Raw genomic sequence first — 15,702 nt, 5'->3', positions numbered from 1 at the left:
TTATAAGGTTATAAACTTTCAGTGTGTATGACTATGCGGTTTATTATTTTACATATTATAATGTTAGCTTTTCTAACAACTTCATGCACATCAATTGAAACCCTAAAAAAGACTAAAATAAAAGCTGACGACTTTAATATTGAGCTTTTTAACCGTTATAAACAATTTGCAGAAAAAGAAGCTGAACAATATGACTGGCTAGACTCTCAGTATTTTATAGATAAAGCCATGCTTATAGCATATGGTAAAAGAGTTGCTCCTGAAATTATAAGCAACTGGAAAGTTAATAAAAGTATGATTCCAGAGTTAGAAGCAAAACGCGCTCATCTCATGAACTTGCTTAAAAACGATACTTTATACAGGTCGCATCCTAAAGAGCTTGCAAAAGCACAATATGCATTTGACTGCTTGTTAGAGGAGCTAGAGGAAGAATGGCAGACGGAAGATATTGCTGCATGTAGAGTTATGCTTGATACCACATTAAATGCACTTGATATAGCCATGAGTCCTAAAAGATTAGTGTATGAAGAGCGCCAAATTGAACCTTTGCCTGAGAAATTGCCAGAAATTGGAAAAGCTAAAGCTGAGCCTGTTAAGGCGCCAGAGGTTAAAGATGTTGTAAAGAACGAAACCAGACCTATAATCGCAGCCCCAGTAAAACCAGCCGAAGAGCCTGACGTTCAGGAAAAAATACTGGTAAATGCTAAAGAATTTTTCTCATATAGAATATTTTTCGAATTTGATAGTGCTAATCTTACTTTAGGGTCAAAAAACACCCTTAAATCAATAGCAGAAGAAGTGAAGAAAATGAAGCCAATGCCTGAAGAAATTATACTAAATGGCTATACGGACAGAGCTGGCGTTGAGGAATATAACCTGGCTTTATCCAAGAAAAGGGCAACTTCTGTTAAAAACTTCTTGGCATCACTTGGAATTCCAAAAGAAAAAATAGTAATATTTGCTTTCGGTGAGTCTGATAATGCTATTGAATCATCTGACGGAATTAGAGAGCCTGGTAGTAGACGAGTCGAAATTTCCTTGGTTGATTAAATTTTATTTAAGAAATATAAATTCAACACATAAATATAGAATTCTTTCATATATTTCAAAAAAGGCAGTTTTTATAAACCCACCCTTTTTTTATCTTTGATATTTATAGTAAAATAACCAATGGTTTTTGCGAAAGGTCTAAAATCGTTGTTAGGTACAACTTTTGGTGGTATAATTGTATTTATATAACTATATCAGGGGTATGCTATGAAAAAAACCTCAACATTTAAAAGCTTTATTTTAAAACTTTCGTGCCTTGCTATAGCGGGGGGGGTAATAGGGGCTGCACTTCCATATATAATGCCAGTAGCTTTGCCTATGACAAATAGTGTTTCAAGTTACATTGGTGGTCTTGCTATTTATATGAAAGCAGGAACTGCTGGGGTTTCATATGTTTATGATAAAGGTGCGTGGGTTCCTAAGATGGTTCCAACTATAATAATTAATAAATCTAAAGCAGGTGCTTTTGTTTCAGGTATTTTAGGTGCAAGTGCTGCATCTGGTATGTATTCTAGTATATACGGTGTGTATAAAAGCGTAGAAGCAGCAGCATATTTTGCTTTCAGTAAGGAAGAGCATAAACAAGAAAATAATATTAAAGTAAGTACTGAAGTTATAGACATTGCAAATGATGTTCAAATAAACCATAGGAAAATTGAAGAAGCTCTGGTTTCTAATAAAGTAGTGCATTTGTAGTATTTACTTTATCGTACAAAGTCGCTAGATTCATATTGCACGGAAGGTTTTTGTAAGCAGGTAATATATGCAAAAACCAAGTTACATAGACTTTGACTATGAAAATTATCACTGGAAACAAGGTATTGACTACCGTAAAAATCCTGAAAAATATAAAGTCGGAAAAGGAGAGCAGGGAGTTCTAACCTGTGAGCCATATAAAAGCGAAATAGTAAAGTTCTGGCGCTTTAAAACACCTGAAATAGCTGAAGAAAGTAGTTCCGCAATTTATAAAATATTTCAAAGTTATCTTGATCAGGATGATTTTATAGGGGCTGATATGGCGCGAAAGTTCCTGCAGATGGGATTTACCAGAGCGCGAAGATATACCAACTACAAAGGCGGTAAAAAATATAATGGCGAAGATTATCATCTGTTAGAAAAGGGTACTGGTGATCCACAAAAAGCTATCAGTGCCAATATATTCTTTAAAAAGTGGAAAGAGGCAGAGAGCTTTGAAAAATATGCAAAAATGAAACTTGAATGGAAAGAGAAATATGGTTAAGGCAACAATACATTGACAAATAATTAACCTTATGTTAATATTTCTGTAATTTTAACATAAGGTTATATCATGAAGACATGGAACGAAATTAAAGAAGTTGTGCATACTGTAAGTACTTTAGAAGAGTTTAAATTACTCTTTGTCAACCCTGAAGGTGGTTATACGATTCCTACTGAGCTTATTAATGAAAACCACGGTGAACATATTATAAGACTGTGGAATTTTGAAAGCCATTCAAAAGATCAATTTGAAAAAGTCAAATGGCTATACCAAGTAGCACCCGAAAATTTGCAAAAAAATATGATAGGTAAAATTTGTCGCAAGTATGTAAGTTTTGAGGATAATGAGATATTAGATAATATGTCATTATTTAAATTAATTTGGTTATATGAGCAGGATAAAGCTGTTGCAAAGATAATAACCCAAGAAAAGAAAAAATCAGACTTTTTTCAAGGTGGTTATGCATCTAATTTAATGACACTTATAGAAAATTATCAGATGAAATATAATCTTGATTTAACTGACCTAGTGTTTGAAATTCATTTAAAGAAAAATAATGCCGATCCTAACAAAAAGAAAGATAAAGGTAGTGGTGATTATTTCAATATCCAATCAGCGATGAATAATGCAGCAATAGCAACTTATATAGAGGATAATTTTAAGCTTATTAAAGCGCTATATCAAAAGGGTTTTGAAATAAATTTAGATTTATTGGATAAAGTTAAAAACGCTATTAAAAGTCCAATTTTTATGTCTCAGGAACTTCCTGTTGAAATTGCTGCAAAAATTGTGTGCATGAGGTATAATTTTCCTGAAAGCCTAGAGCCATACATAGCAAACCAGGCAGATGCATATATAAATGCTGGAAGAAAGTTTGACTTTAAAAATGACGAAAAAATAAAAAAGTCATCAAAACAGAAAAAGTCTCATAGAGATGATCATGATGAGAGAAAACATAAATCCAAGTCTAAGAAAGGATGTGTAATTTCCTAAGCTGATAATTATTTCTGGCAATTAGGGCAGAAAAATGAAGATCTGCCCGATTGCACAATCCTGTCAATTAAGCTACCACATGTTTTACAAGCATGTCCTTTTTTACCATAAACTAAAAATAGCTCCTGAAATCCGCCTTTCTCTCCATCAGCTTTTCTGTAATCTCGTAAAGAAGATCCGCCGCTTTCTATAGCCAGTTTAAGTATTTCTATAATTTTATCACGTAATATAGAAACTTCAGCTAAAGATAAGCTATTAGCAGGACGCTCTGGGTGGATTTTTGATCTAAATAAGCTTTCAGCCGCATAAATATTGCCAACACCTACCACAATTTCCTGATCCATTATGACATTTTTAATTGGTCTTGTAGTTTTAGAAAGCTTTTGGGCAAAATACTTTACTGTAAATCCATTTGAAAATGGCTCAGGACCTAAGTGGCTAAATAAAGGAGATTCACTAAGTTTATCAGTATCTACTAATGTTATTAGTCCAAACCTTCTGGGATCTATAAAGTTTAAAAAGCTGCCTTTGTTAGTTTCAATGTAAAAATGAGTGTGTTTTTCAATGGTTAAGTTGCTTTGTGCATAAAATCTGCCGCTCATGCCAAGATGTACTATTAAGCTTTTTTTATTGCTAAGGTCTATTATTATATATTTTGACCTGCGCCATACTGATAAAATAGTTGAATCTATTAATAGATCGCATAAATTATCTGGAAATGGAATGCGAAGGTCTTTACGGAAAGTCTTTGCGAAAGTAATTTTATTGTCTATTATGACGTTTTTAAGCTCTTGGGCAATTGTTTCAACTTCAGCTAATTCTGGCATGGCAATATATGGATAATAATGATAAAACTCACTTTGGATCTCGTACTGTAAGTCATAATGAAAAAACAACTTTAGTCAACGACGTTTTTTCATCTGTAGCAAAACATTACGATATTATGAACGATCTCATGAGTTTTGGAGTTCACAGACTCTGGAAAAAAGAATTTGTAAGTATGGTTCCTAAAACAAAAGGAAGTATACTTGATCTTGCTAGTGGATCTGGTGATATTGCGCTAAAAATATATAAAAATCAGAAGCTTATAGGCAATGAGTCTAAGCTTGTTTTATCTGATATAAACCCAGATATGCTAGTGCTTGCTAAAGAAAACTTCTTAAATAACGGTATTGTTGCAGACAATATAAGCTATGTAATAGCAAAAGGTGAGGAATTGCCGTTTGAAGATAATAGTTTTGATGTTGTGACTATCTCATTTGGTATAAGAAATTTTACATATTTAGAAAAAGGTATAGAAGAAATATACCGGGTTCTAAAACCAACAGGTAGATTCATGTGTATGGAATTTTCAAGACCTATGGATCCTGTAAAGTTTGCATATGATAAATTCTCAGATATTGTAATTCCTAAGATCGGCAAGTACGTCGCTAAAAATGAAGAAGCTTATCAATATCTTGTTGAAAGTATTAGAAAATTTCCTAGTCAGGAAGAATTTAAATCAATGATTCAGAATGCGGGGTTTTCATCTGTAAACTATAAAAACTTAAGCTTTGGAATAGTTGCAATTCATACAGGGCATAAAGTATGAGAAATATTATAACTTTTATTAAGTTAATCTACGTTATTGTAAGATACAGATTATGGCGTGGGTTTTACAACCGAAGCTATATTTTTGGGCTTAGCTTTGCAAGTAGCCTTGAGGCTATGGGTCCTTCTTATATTAAGCTTGGGCAAACATTATCGACAAGACCAGATATTATTGGAAGGGATATTGCAAGAGCTTTAGAGAAGCTTCAGGATAAATTAGATCCATTTAATTATAAGTATGTGGAGGAAGTGTTTGCTCATGATTTTGGATGCTCCCCTGATGTATATTTCAAAGAGATTAATCACAATGCAATAGCCGCAGCTTCTGTGGCTCAGGTGCATTATGCCGTAGGTCATGATGGCAAAAAATATGCGGTAAAGGTGCTAAGACCTGGAATTGCTAAAAAAATAGAAAAAGATATAAGGTTTTTTTATTTAATAGCAAAACTGCTAAAGTTCTTTTCCGTCAAATCACGAAGACTAAAGCCAGTTGAGGTTGTGGATATATTTGCTGAAGGCATAAAGCTTGAGCTGGATTTAAGGATGGAAGCATCAGCAGCTTCTGAGCTAAGAGAAAACATGATAAAAGATCAGGGTATTGTAATTCCTGAAATAAAATGGGAGGTAACTTCCAGAAATGTTATCACCATGGAATGGATTGAAGGTATTTCTATAAGTAATGTAGAGCTGCTTAAAGAAAGAGGTTATGATCTTAAAAGGATTGCGTCTAACTTATCTGTATGCTTCTTTAATCAGGCATATAGAGATGGTTTCTTCCATGCAGATTTGCACCCTGGTAATTTATTTGTAGATGAAAACCATAATATTGCCATGGTTGACTTTGGTATTATGGGGCGACTTAATAAAGATACAAGATATTTTGTTGCTGAAATTTTAAGGGGTTTTTTAAGCAGGGATTATAACCTTGTGGCTAAAATTCATTTTGAAGCAGGTTATGTACCTAAGGACAAGAGTGTTGAGTTGTTCGCTCAAGCTTGCAGATCAATAGGTGAGCCTATAGTTGGTCTTCCTGCAAATAAAATTTCGGTTGGTAAGTTACTTTCGCAACTACTTGATATTACAGAAGAATTTAGTATGGAAACTCAGCCACAACTTTTATTGCTTCAGAAAAATACTGTAATGTTAGAAGGGGTGGGGGCTATGCTTGACCCAGAGGTAAATTTATGGTACCTGGCTGAGCCATGGATAGAAAAATGGTATATTCAAAATATAGGCATTGAAGCAAAAATGCTAAAAACTGCCAAAAAACTTTTAAAAGCAGCAGAATTACTGCCAAATTACTTACAGCATTTTATTGATAAATATGAAAAAAAATAAAAAATTACTTATAACAATAGATGGTCCTTCGGCTTCTGGTAAAGGTACTGTCGCTAAGCTTGTAGCTAGTAAGCTTGGTCTTGGTTACTTAGATTCAGGACTAATTTATCGTGAGCTTGCATATCAGATTACTCAGAAGAATTTTACTTTAGAGACTGACTGGATTGAACTTTCTAAAAACTTAGATCTTGGTCAAATTAACAATCATATAAAAGAGTTAAAAACCGAAGAAATTGGTAGTATTGCTTCTAAGGCGGCAGCGGTAACTGAAATTAGAAAAAACTTACTTGATATTCAAAGAAAATTTTATGAAGATTCGCCATCAGGAATTGTTGCCGATGGTAGAGACATGGGTACTGTTGTTTTTCCTGATGCAGATTTTAAGTTTTTTGTAACAGCAGGTGTAGGTGTTAGAGCAGACAGGCGTTTTAAAGAGTTGCAGTTATTAAATAAAAATGTTATATACGATCAGGTTGTTCAAGATTTGATTAATAGAGATAATCGCGACTCAAGCAGAGATTGCGCGCCTTTAAAGGCGGCAGAAGGTGCTATTACTATAGATACTACGACAATGCCTGCAGAAGAAGCCGCGACTATAATTATTGATTTAATACTTAGCTAATTAACTTTTTAACAATTTTTTTCGTGGTACTGCTTTAAGTTCCACAAATAGGTAAAACATGGTAAATAAATTTACAAAATCAAAAAGGCTTGTAATTGAATCTGATTTCCATACAGATGAGAGCTTTGCAGATCTATTCCAGGAGTCTTTATCTTCTGTTTCTTTAAGAGAAGGAAACGTAGTTAAAGGTGAAGTAATCGGATTTGAAAAAGATTTAGTACATATTGACTTAGGTCTAAAAACAGAAGGCGTTGTACCAATGAAAGAATTCGAGATCACAGGTGATCACGAAACAATTTCTGTAGGTGACATCGTTGATGTTTATTTAGAAAAAATTGAAAACAAAAGCGGTAAGGCTGTTATTTCAAGAGAAAAGGCTGTTAGAGAAGCTGCTTGGGGTAATATTGAAAGCGCGCTTGCAGAAGGCAAAACAGTTACAGGTTTCATTTGTGGTAAAGTTAAAGGTGGTTTCACTGTTGACTTACAAGGCGTTATTGCGTTCTTACCTGGAAGCCAGGTTGATATTCGTCCAATTAAAGACATTACACCGCTTATGAACGTTACACAGCCGTTCAAAATTCTTAAAATCGACCGGAAACAAGCTAACATCGTTATTTCTCGTAGAGCTATTCTTGAAGAAAGCAGAATGGAAGAAAGAGACGAAGTTCTTGCTAACATTAAAGAAGGTGTTGTACTCGATGGTATCGTTAAGAATATCACAGACTACGGTGCGTTCATTGATTTAGGTAGCTTTGATGGTTTATTACACCTCACAGATATTTCTTGGTCAAGAATCAATCACCCATCAGAAGTATTATCTTTAGGTCAACAAGTTAAAGTAATGGTGATCAAATACAACGCAGAAACAAAGCGTGTATCACTCGGTATGAAGCAACTTGAAGAAAATCCATGGGGCGATATTGAAGCTAGATACCCAAGAGGTTCAAAAGTTCAAGGTAAAGTAAGCAATATTGCTGATTATGGTGCATTTATTGAACTTGAGCCTGGTATTGAAGGCTTGGTACACGTTTCAGAAATGAGCTGGATTAAAAGCAATGCTAACCCTAAGAAGTTCTTAAGCTTAGGTCAGGAAGTTGAGTGTGTTGTTCTTGATGTTGACGCATCTAAACACAGAATCAGCCTTGGTATGAAGCAATGTGAAGAAAATCCATGGCAAGCATTCTCTGATAAGCATGAGCTTGCATCAATCGCTACAGGTACAGTGAAAAATATCGTTGATTTCGGTGCTTTCGTTGAATTTGAAGGCGGAATCGAAGGATTAATTCACGTTGAAGATATTGCTTGGGATAACCAACAAGAAGCTTTAAAATCTCTTTCTAAAGGTCAGCAAATTCAAGCAGTTGTTCTTGCTATTGACGTTGAAAAAGAAAGAATTAGCTTAGGCTTAAAGCAATTAGAAAGCGATCCATTTGAAGGTGCTGTTTCTGGTGTTAAAAGAGGCGACAGAGTAGAAGCTACTGTTATTGCTGTAAATGACGATAGCATTTCGGTAGAAATCTCTGAAGGCTTAGAATGCATTATCAGAAAGCAAGATCTTTCAAGTGATAAAAACGAACAAAGAACTGATAGATACAGCGTTGGCGATAAAGTAGAGGCGAAAGTTGTTTCTATGGATAAGAAAGATCGTAAACTTGCACTTTCTATTAAAGCCCTTGAAATTGAAGATCAAAAGCAAGCACTTGCTGATCTTAAGTCTCAAGATTCAGGTACTACATTAGGTGATATCCTAGGTAATGCGATGAATAGAAAGTAAGCTTTCAAGTTTATTGTTTATATAAAGAAAGGGCGGGGTTTCTCGCTCTTTTTTTATATTTAGTGTTTTTTCGACATACCCTGAGGCTTATTAGCAGCATTTGGAACTGAAGTCGATGTAGAAGCAATATCTACTCCGTACTTATTTGATATTTTTTGAATTCTTTGACCATGTGCTTTGCTATCAGCTTTATACTTTACTGAGTTATTTTTAGACGAAATTTGTACGATAGGATTAAGTGCGTTTGCTCTCTTTTTTGGCATTCCTGCATAGTTTTCGGCTTTAGTTCCAAAAGCGGAAATAGTACCCCCACCAAATAATGCGCTACCAGGTTTATGAGCCTGATGTCCACCTTTTAATAATTGAGTGTCTATTTCATCTACATGTATATTGGATTTGCCTTTTGATTTAAGGTTTTGTTGAATGCTTCTTGCTGCATCATTATGAAGAGCAAGCCCTGTTCTGTCCTTACCACTTGCGCAGAACTTAATAGAGTCATAGTCTGTAAGCCCCACCTGATTACAGCTATGTAGAGCCGTAGATAATGCTGTTGAAGTATCAAGGCTATGGTTGCGACTAGAAAGTGCGGCATTTAAGAAAGATCCTCTTAAGTTGTGGGAGCGTTTACCTGCTATGATCATATCCTGAATGGCTTTTAGTTCATCGGGATTTGCGCCTAGTTTGGTACTTGCCGCTAAAGCCTTTTCGGTATTCTTACCGTGAAAATAGTTTCTAACTTTATCTCCCATAAAAAATGGAGCGGCAATTACTGACAATAAAATTTGAAAAAAGCTAAGCTTGGCTTGTAAATGATTGTTTATAGTATCTAAATGTTCTTGATTATCAGGGTTGCTGCCAAATTTTTCAGATAATTTTTGAGAGAAATTATCGAATACCTGATCAATGCCGCTAACAAAGCTGGCATTCGGTATTTTTCTCATAACGTTAAAGGCAGTGTTTGTATAAGCTATCCCCATTTCTTTGGTTTCTTTTTTAGTCTGGGCAACTAACATTCTATCAAACTTATTAAATACATTATTAGGAGAGTTTAAAGAGTTTATATGGAGTTTTTTATTTGTTCCTACCCATTCCTTAACTTGCCTTATATTACTTGGAGTAATTTGTTCCTGCGCTTTTTTATCTTTTAAATTAGTAGCAACCCCTCCAGTATGCTTTGATGTAGTAAGTATTTTCATACTGCCTGCAGCATCGATATTAGCAACCATGGTTTCGGCAGCGTTCCTAACGCCAACAAGACCTCTAAGCTGCGTAGGAAGAACAAACTGCCCAGATGTAAGCTTATCAGTGTATAAGTCAATAAGAGATTGGGTAAAAGGCGGGTTAGCTTTATACCATGTCTCATTTTTACGATTTTCATAAAGCTTTTTTTGCTCGTCTGTCATTTGTCTTAAGCCTGTTTCAGCTTCAACATATAAATTGCCTTCAACTTTTGTGATGGTCGCAAAATTATACTGACGATGATTGAAATTCTGAAAATCCCTTGCAGCAGCCATTTTTGGGTGAATATTTTCAACACCATATTCAGCAAGTTTGTCTGTAAGAATCAGTAATTTACTATCTGAAATTTCTCTTAAGTCAAGTTCAGATAATTTTTTACCTTCCTGGTTTAGTAGCATCTGTCTTGCAAAGTTTTTAAACTCGCTATCAAGTTCTTTCTCTAGGTCAGGAGTTAGCCTATTTTCAATTCTTAAAATCTCTTTGGCAGCCTCAGTATGGTTAGCAAAATTTTCTATGTAGCTGCTGATATCACCTGTTTTAGAATCATAAGGAATAGCAAATCTTGCATCTCTTATGAGCATGTTTCTGTCGCTATCCAGTGTTTGCTTTATGTGCTGTTTTAAATCATGTAAAACTTCTAGGTTTTCAATAAATCTTGTGTAATCGATGTTTTCATTTTCTAACATATTTTGTAAAGTAGAAATTTTTTCAGCGATTTCAATATTCCAGTTGGGCTCACTAAGTTCAAAATTTTTCTTAGTGTAATTATTTATAGAATCAATTAAATCTTGTTTATCTTTTGCAAAGCTTGAAAAATTAGACTTGGACATAGTAAATACCGAAATAGTTTCAAATATTTATTATACACAAATTTTTAAAATTTTTACTTAATTTCTTTAATTTGCTTTTCAATAGATTGTTTGATGCTGCGAGGCAGATTTTGTTTGAGAGCTCTTTTATAAAGTTTTTTGGCTTTTTTATTATTTCCACTTAATCTTTCAATGTTAGCATAGTTATTAAGAATACTGTAGTTTTCGCCGCCTAGTGATAGGGCGATTTCAAAATAATGGCGGGATTCTTTGAAATCTTCCTGAAGACCATTTATTAGCCCTAAGCTTGCTGCTGCTTTCCAGTTAGTTGCATCTATGTCTAAAGTTCTGTTTAGGTACTCTTCTGCTTTTTTAAGGTTGCCTATTTCCATATAGCTGTTGCCAAGTTCTTGGTTAATTTCGCTATTAATTTTTGCTTCATCAGATTTATTATAGTGGGATTCTAATAATATTATAGCTTCATCTGTTTTCTTAGCAGCACGAAGAACTTTGGCAAATTCTAAAACTTCATCTAGACTGCTATTCGCGTTTATAGCTTTTTTGTAGTTTTCAATTGCTAGATCAAAGTTAGATTTTATTGCTGCTTCTCTTGCTATATTTAACTTTTCCTGATTTTTTGTTGAATTAAGGCTACTTAGACTTTGACATGAAAATAAAAAAATAGATATTATAAGCAAAACAATTTGCATGGTACCCTCTCAACATGAAATATCAAAATATTTTAGTCACTGGTGGACTTGGATTTATCGGTAGTAACTTTGTAAACCTTTTCCATTCAGAATTCAATATTATTATTCTAGATAAGCTTACTTATGCTGCATCACGTAGCAATATATTACCTGATACTAAATGTGAAGTAGTTATAGGTGATATTTGTGATGCTAATTTAATCAAAAACATTATCGAGCAACATAAGATAGACGCAATTGTTAATTTTGCAGCTGAATCGCACGTAGATAATTCTATTAATTCACCTAAAGCGTTTATAGATACTAATATCATTGGCACATACACAATTTTAGATGTGATTAAAAATTACTATCCCAGTATTAGACTGGTGCATGTATCTACAGATGAGGTATTTGGAAGCTTAGAGCTTGATACAAATGACAAATTCTCTAATAGCTCATCTTATAAGCCGAGTTCTCCATATTCCGCAAGTAAAGCTGCAAGCGATCATTTAGTTAGAGCTTGGGTTCATACATACGGCATTGATGCTATTATAACAAACTGTAGTAATAATTACGGCGCTAACCAGCATATAGAAAAACTTATCCCGAAAACCATCACTAATGCTTTAGAAAAAAAACCTATTACAGTATATGGTAATGGAAAGAATGTTAGAGACTGGATATATGTAGAAGATCATTGTCGCGGTATTATGCTTGCGCTTAATAGAGGTATAAAAGGCAATAGCTATTTATTTGGCGGAAATAACGAGATCTCAAATATTGAGGTTGTAAACATTATTTTAGATATAATAAAACAGGAAAATTCTGGTTTTGATTATCATAGCCTTATAACTTACGTTACAGACAGACCAGGTCATGATTTAAGATATGCAATTGATAATACAGAGTCACAGCTAAAACTTGGATTTAAGCCATCGGTATCTTTCCAGGAAGGTATAGCTAGCACCATAAAATGGTATATGAGAGCATATGCTAATTAGTGTTATTATCAGAAGTATCGGCAGGGATGTAATATTTAGGGCAATTAAAAGCCTGGAGAACCAAACATTTAAAGATTTCGAAATAATAGTTGTTGAAGATGGTTCTGATATATTACAGGATAAAATTCATACAAATTTAAATATCAGGTATTTTTCTAGTAGTGAAAAAATAGGCAGATCAGCTGCAGGAAATTTAGGTATGGCTATGGCAAATGGGAAGTACCTAATATTTTTAGATGATGATGATGAGTTTTTACCAAATCACCTGGAAAGCTTGTGCAATATTGTAAACGAAACCACTATTGCTGCAAGTCTAGTTTATGAAGTGGGTGAGTCTGAAAGGGGCAAAATAAAAACTCCACGCTATACTTTGTACGGTAAGTATAATAAACAGGATATTCTATATAAAAATATCCTGCCGATAAATGCTGTTTTGTTCCCTAAGTCGCTGTTTACAAATTATGGTGGTTTTGATACCGATCTAGATGCGCTGGAAGATTGGGTGCTGTGGGCTAAATATTTGAAACATATAAATTTAGCCTATTCAAATATAGGAAGCGCAATATATTATGTTCCTTTTTCATTAAAAAAGTATTTTTCACGTAGAAAAATTATTAAAATTCATTATACTAAGGCAGCGCAAAGAGTAAAAGAGATTTACGGGTCTCAAAATGCGCACCAAAAAAGCTCTAAAATACATAGACTTAAAGATATTTTGATCAAGATTAATATGCTTTTTAAACTGGTATTTTATAGAGCAGTAGGAATAACAAATTATATTATTAAAGGTTTCTAATGGTTAAAGTTAGCTTACCTGACGGTAGCGTCAGATCTTATGAACAAAGCAGCATTTCTGGAATGGAAATAGCCGAGTCAATTAGCAAAAGCTTAGCAAAAGCTGCCATAGCTATTAAAGTCAATGGTGAAGCAAAAGATCTGTCCATTATACTTACGGGTACTAATAATTCTATAGAAATTATCACGCCAGAAAGTCCAGAAGGACTTGAAATTATCAGGCACGATGCAGCTCATATATTAGCTCAGGCGATAAAAGAGCTTTATCCAAGTGCGCAAATTACAATTGGTCCTGTTATTGAAAACGGCTTTTATTATGATATTGATTTAGATTATAAAATTTCAACAGATGATTTTAGAAAAATTGAGTCTAAAATGGAAGAAATTGTCCGCAAAAACTATCCCATTACAAGGGAAGTCTGGGAGCGTGATAAAGCTGTAGAGTTTTTTAAATCAATTGGTGAGCATTATAAAGCTGAAATTATTGCAGACCTGCCAGCAAGCGAAGATATATCGCTTTATAGACAAGGTGACTTTATTGATCTATGCCGTGGTCCTCACTCACCATCTACAAGCAAAGTTAAGGCTTTCAAACTAATGAAAGTTGCAGGTGCTTACTGGAGAGGTGATTCTAAAAATAAGATGCTGCAAAGGATTTATGCAACAGCATGGACCAATAAGCAAGACCTTGATAATTATATCAAAATGCTTGAGGAAGCTGAAAAAAGAGATCACAGAAAACTTGGAAAAGAGCTAAATCTGTTTCATATTCAGGAAGAAGCTCAAGGAATGGTGTTCTGGCATGATAAAGGCTGGACAATTTACCGCTTAGTCGAAGAATATGTACGCAATAAAATTAGGCAAAATGGCTATACTGAAGTTAAAACACCTATTTTAGTAGACCGTATTTTATGGGAAAAATCAGGACATTGGGAAAAATTCCGTGAGAATATGTTTGTAAGTCAGGATGACGAAGATTCTGTTTTAGCGCTTAAGCCTATGAACTGTCCATGTCATATTCAGATTTTTAACCATGGACTTAAGTCTTATAAAGATCTGCCGCTTCGTATGGCAGAATTTGGAACATGCCATAGAAATGAGCCTACAGGATCACTTCATGGTCTTATGAGGGTTAGGGGTTTTACACAAGATGATGCCCACATTTTCTGTACTGAAGACCAAATCACCAGCGAAACTGTAGAATTTTGTAGGCTTCTCAAAGAAGTATATAAAGACTTTGGATTTACTGAAATTAGAGTAAAATTCTCCGACAGACCTGAAAAAAGAGCAGGAAGCGATGAAATTTGGGATAAAGCAGAAGCTGCGCTTAAAGAAGCTGTTGAAGAAGCAGGATTAGAATATACATTAAATCCAGGTGAAGGCGCGTTTTATGGTCCTAAGCTTGAATTTGTGTTAAAAGATGCTATCGGAAGAGACTGGCAGTGCGGAACACTTCAGGCAGATTTTGTTCTTCCCGAAAGGTTAGATGCAAGCTATATTGCTGCTGATGGTTCAAAACAACGCCCTGTAATGCTTCACAGAGCAATATTAGGCTCCCTTGAAAGGTTCATTGGTATTTTAATTGAAAACCATAGCGGCAGAATGCCGGTTTGGCTTTCTCCTATTCAGGCAGTTGTGATGAGCATAACTAATGAAGTTGATGAATATACCCAGCAAGTATCTGAAATACTTGAAAGAAATGGTATCCGTGTAAAATTGGATTTACTAAATGATAAAATTAATTATAAAATTAGGAAATATGTACTGGAGAAAATTCCATTTTTAGTGGTTGCTGGTAAAAGCGAAGCAGAAAATGGTACGGTTTCGGTGAGAATTGGAAACGACCCAGAGCAAAAAACAATGACAATAGATGAACTTGTTTCATTTATTTCAGAGGAACAAAATAATTATAGATAAGGAGACTTAACATAAGTAATATGAAAACATCTTTCCCTAAAGCTAATAAAGAAATTAAAGCTAAAGAAGTAAGACTTATTGATGCAGATGGATCAATGGTTGGGGTTGTTAGCCTTCATGAGGCTTTGAAAATAGCGACAGATAGAGGGCTTGATTTGGTGGAAGTTTCACCAAATGCAGAGCCACCAGTATGTAAAGTTATTGATTTTGGTAAGTACAAATACGAAATCCAAAAGAAAGCAAATGAAGCTAAGAAAAAGCAAAAAGTTATTGAAATCAAAGAAATCAAACTTAGACCAAATATTGGTAAGGGTGATTATGACGTTAAACTTCGTAGCATTAAAGGCTTTATAGAAGATGGTGATAAGGTAAAAGTTACTTTAAAATTTAGAGGTAGAGAGATCGCCCATGACGATATCGGCATGGATCTTATGCGTAAGCTAAAAGAAGATACTGCTGAATTTGCAAAAGCAGAGATCGAGCCAAAAATGGAAGGAAAACAGATACTTATGGTTTTAGTCCCAGTTTAGTGTCTATTATTATTAAAAATAGGGACTCGCCTAAGTAGTGTGTCCCTATTGTAAAACTTGGTACATTCTAGATAGTAGTGCAACGATTTATTAATAAGTTAGGGATTAATTT

General features: G+C 34.4%; 15 protein-coding genes. 12 read left to right on the top strand and 3 right to left on the bottom strand.

Going from position 1 to position 15,702, the window contains the following annotated elements; translation table 11 throughout:
* Nucleotides 1-27: 27 nt before the first annotated feature.
* The 4 genes from BGO27_01565 to BGO27_01550 all read left to right on the top strand — a co-directional run bounded on the left by BGO27_01565 (nucleotide 28) and on the right by BGO27_01550 (nucleotide 3,283).
* Nucleotides 28-1,050 (top strand): hypothetical protein, encoded by a 1,023-nt coding sequence (locus BGO27_01565; protein OJV14169.1) that lies wholly within the window; start codon nucleotides 28-30, stop codon nucleotides 1,048-1,050.
* 207 nt (nucleotides 1,051-1,257) lie between these two features.
* Nucleotides 1,258-1,746 carry a hypothetical protein gene (locus BGO27_01560; protein OJV14168.1) on the top strand — a complete coding sequence of 163 codons (489 nt, stop codon included), beginning with the start codon at nucleotides 1,258-1,260 and terminating at the stop codon, nucleotides 1,744-1,746.
* A gap of 67 nt (nucleotides 1,747-1,813) precedes the next feature.
* The gene (locus BGO27_01555) at nucleotides 1,814-2,290 is read left to right on the top strand and encodes a cytoplasmic protein (GenBank protein ID OJV14167.1); all 477 of its coding nucleotides are present in this window, start codon (nucleotides 1,814-1,816) and stop codon (nucleotides 2,288-2,290) included.
* Nucleotides 2,291-2,359: 69 nt separating this feature from the next.
* Entirely contained in the window at nucleotides 2,360-3,283 is a 924-nt protein-coding gene (locus tag BGO27_01550; GenBank protein OJV14166.1) for a hypothetical protein, read from the top strand.
* Nucleotides 3,284-3,291: 8 nt separating this feature from the next.
* Here BGO27_01550 and BGO27_01545 read toward each other — a convergent pair whose 3' ends face one another.
* Complete coding sequence (locus tag BGO27_01545) at nucleotides 3,292-4,110, bottom strand: DNA-formamidopyrimidine glycosylase (protein OJV14165.1); 819 nt, start codon at nucleotides 4,108-4,110, stop codon at nucleotides 3,292-3,294.
* A gap of 8 nt (nucleotides 4,111-4,118) precedes the next feature.
* Here BGO27_01545 and ubiE point away from each other — a divergent pair, with 8 nt between their 5' ends.
* The 4 genes from ubiE to BGO27_01525 are packed head-to-tail and all read left to right on the top strand — an operon-like array spanning nucleotide 4,119 to nucleotide 8,607.
* Nucleotides 4,119-4,874, top strand: coding sequence for a bifunctional demethylmenaquinone methyltransferase/2-methoxy-6-polyprenyl-1,4-benzoquinol methylase (gene ubiE, locus BGO27_01540; GenBank protein OJV14164.1), 756 nt, complete (start codon nucleotides 4,119-4,121; stop codon nucleotides 4,872-4,874).
* The gene (locus BGO27_01535; GenBank protein ID OJV14163.1) at nucleotides 4,871-6,211 is read left to right on the top strand and encodes a 2-polyprenylphenol 6-hydroxylase; all 1,341 of its coding nucleotides are present in this window, start codon (nucleotides 4,871-4,873) and stop codon (nucleotides 6,209-6,211) included. The genes ubiE and BGO27_01535 overlap by 4 nt, the downstream gene beginning before the upstream one ends.
* Nucleotides 6,198-6,833 carry a cytidylate kinase gene (locus tag BGO27_01530; GenBank protein OJV14162.1) on the top strand — a complete coding sequence of 212 codons (636 nt, stop codon included), beginning with the start codon at nucleotides 6,198-6,200 and terminating at the stop codon, nucleotides 6,831-6,833. Before BGO27_01535 ends, BGO27_01530 begins: the two co-directional genes overlap by 14 nt.
* Nucleotides 6,834-6,891: 58 nt before the next feature.
* On the top strand, nucleotides 6,892-8,607 hold the full coding sequence (locus BGO27_01525; GenBank protein OJV14161.1) for a 30S ribosomal protein S1: 1,716 nt from the start codon (nucleotides 6,892-6,894) through the stop codon (nucleotides 8,605-8,607).
* A gap of 59 nt (nucleotides 8,608-8,666) precedes the next feature.
* On the opposite strand, the gene BGO27_01520 is transcribed toward BGO27_01525, so the two are convergent.
* Complete coding sequence (locus tag BGO27_01520) at nucleotides 8,667-10,676, bottom strand: hypothetical protein (protein OJV14160.1); 2,010 nt, start codon at nucleotides 10,674-10,676, stop codon at nucleotides 8,667-8,669.
* Nucleotides 10,677-10,729: 53 nt separating this feature from the next.
* The gene (locus BGO27_01515) at nucleotides 10,730-11,365 is read right to left on the bottom strand and encodes a hypothetical protein (protein ID OJV14159.1); all 636 of its coding nucleotides are present in this window, start codon (nucleotides 11,363-11,365) and stop codon (nucleotides 10,730-10,732) included.
* 14 nt (nucleotides 11,366-11,379) lie between these two features.
* Between BGO27_01515 and BGO27_01510 the strand changes: the two genes are divergently transcribed.
* The 4 genes from BGO27_01510 to BGO27_01495 are packed head-to-tail and all read left to right on the top strand — an operon-like array spanning nucleotide 11,380 to nucleotide 15,590.
* Nucleotides 11,380-12,348: a dTDP-glucose 4,6-dehydratase gene (locus tag BGO27_01510; GenBank protein OJV14158.1), complete on the top strand. Its 969-nt coding sequence runs from the start codon at nucleotides 11,380-11,382 to the stop codon at nucleotides 12,346-12,348.
* Nucleotides 12,338-13,144, top strand: a complete 807-nt coding sequence (locus BGO27_01505; GenBank protein OJV14157.1) for a hypothetical protein — start codon at nucleotides 12,338-12,340, stop codon at nucleotides 13,142-13,144. Before BGO27_01510 ends, BGO27_01505 begins: the two co-directional genes overlap by 11 nt.
* Nucleotides 13,144-15,060: a threonine--tRNA ligase gene (locus BGO27_01500; GenBank protein OJV14156.1), complete on the top strand. Its 1,917-nt coding sequence runs from the start codon at nucleotides 13,144-13,146 to the stop codon at nucleotides 15,058-15,060. Before BGO27_01505 ends, BGO27_01500 begins: the two co-directional genes overlap by 1 nt.
* 20 nt (nucleotides 15,061-15,080) lie before the next feature.
* Nucleotides 15,081-15,590 carry a translation initiation factor IF-3 gene (locus BGO27_01495; GenBank protein OJV14155.1) on the top strand — a complete coding sequence of 170 codons (510 nt, stop codon included), beginning with the start codon at nucleotides 15,081-15,083 and terminating at the stop codon, nucleotides 15,588-15,590.
* Nucleotides 15,591-15,702 lie beyond the last annotated feature (112 nt).

The organism is Alphaproteobacteria bacterium 33-17, from assembly GCA_001897445.1.
Lineage (GTDB): Bacteria > Pseudomonadota > Alphaproteobacteria > Rickettsiales > 33-17 > 33-17.
This window is presented reverse-complemented; position numbering and strand designations above follow the sequence as displayed.

Bases quoted from the DNA above. Each gene is read 5' to 3' on its own strand.
- BGO27_01550 (OJV14166.1), top strand. From the start codon at position 2,360: ATGAAGACATGGAACGAAATTAAAGAAGTTGTGCATACTGTAAGTACT.
- BGO27_01495 (OJV14155.1), top strand. From the start codon at position 15,081: ATGAAAACATCTTTCCCTAAAGCTAATAAAGAAATTAAAGCTAAAGAA.
- BGO27_01500 (OJV14156.1), top strand. From the start codon at position 13,144: ATGGTTAAAGTTAGCTTACCTGACGGTAGCGTCAGATCTTATGAACAA.
- BGO27_01545 (OJV14165.1), bottom strand. From the start codon at position 4,110: ATGCCAGAATTAGCTGAAGTTGAAACAATTGCCCAAGAGCTTAAAAAC.
- BGO27_01505 (OJV14157.1), top strand. From the start codon at position 12,338: ATGCTAATTAGTGTTATTATCAGAAGTATCGGCAGGGATGTAATATTT.
- BGO27_01560 (OJV14168.1), top strand. From the start codon at position 1,258: ATGAAAAAAACCTCAACATTTAAAAGCTTTATTTTAAAACTTTCGTGC.
- BGO27_01565 (OJV14169.1), top strand. From the start codon at position 28: ATGACTATGCGGTTTATTATTTTACATATTATAATGTTAGCTTTTCTA.
- BGO27_01535 (OJV14163.1), top strand. From the start codon at position 4,871: ATGAGAAATATTATAACTTTTATTAAGTTAATCTACGTTATTGTAAGA.
- BGO27_01520 (OJV14160.1), bottom strand. From the start codon at position 10,676: ATGTCCAAGTCTAATTTTTCAAGCTTTGCAAAAGATAAACAAGATTTA.
- ubiE (OJV14164.1), top strand. From the start codon at position 4,119: ATGGATAATAATGATAAAACTCACTTTGGATCTCGTACTGTAAGTCAT.
- BGO27_01510 (OJV14158.1), top strand. From the start codon at position 11,380: ATGAAATATCAAAATATTTTAGTCACTGGTGGACTTGGATTTATCGGT.
- BGO27_01525 (OJV14161.1), top strand. From the start codon at position 6,892: ATGGTAAATAAATTTACAAAATCAAAAAGGCTTGTAATTGAATCTGAT.
- BGO27_01515 (OJV14159.1), bottom strand. From the start codon at position 11,365: ATGCAAATTGTTTTGCTTATAATATCTATTTTTTTATTTTCATGTCAA.
- BGO27_01530 (OJV14162.1), top strand. From the start codon at position 6,198: ATGAAAAAAAATAAAAAATTACTTATAACAATAGATGGTCCTTCGGCT.
- BGO27_01555 (OJV14167.1), top strand. From the start codon at position 1,814: ATGCAAAAACCAAGTTACATAGACTTTGACTATGAAAATTATCACTGG.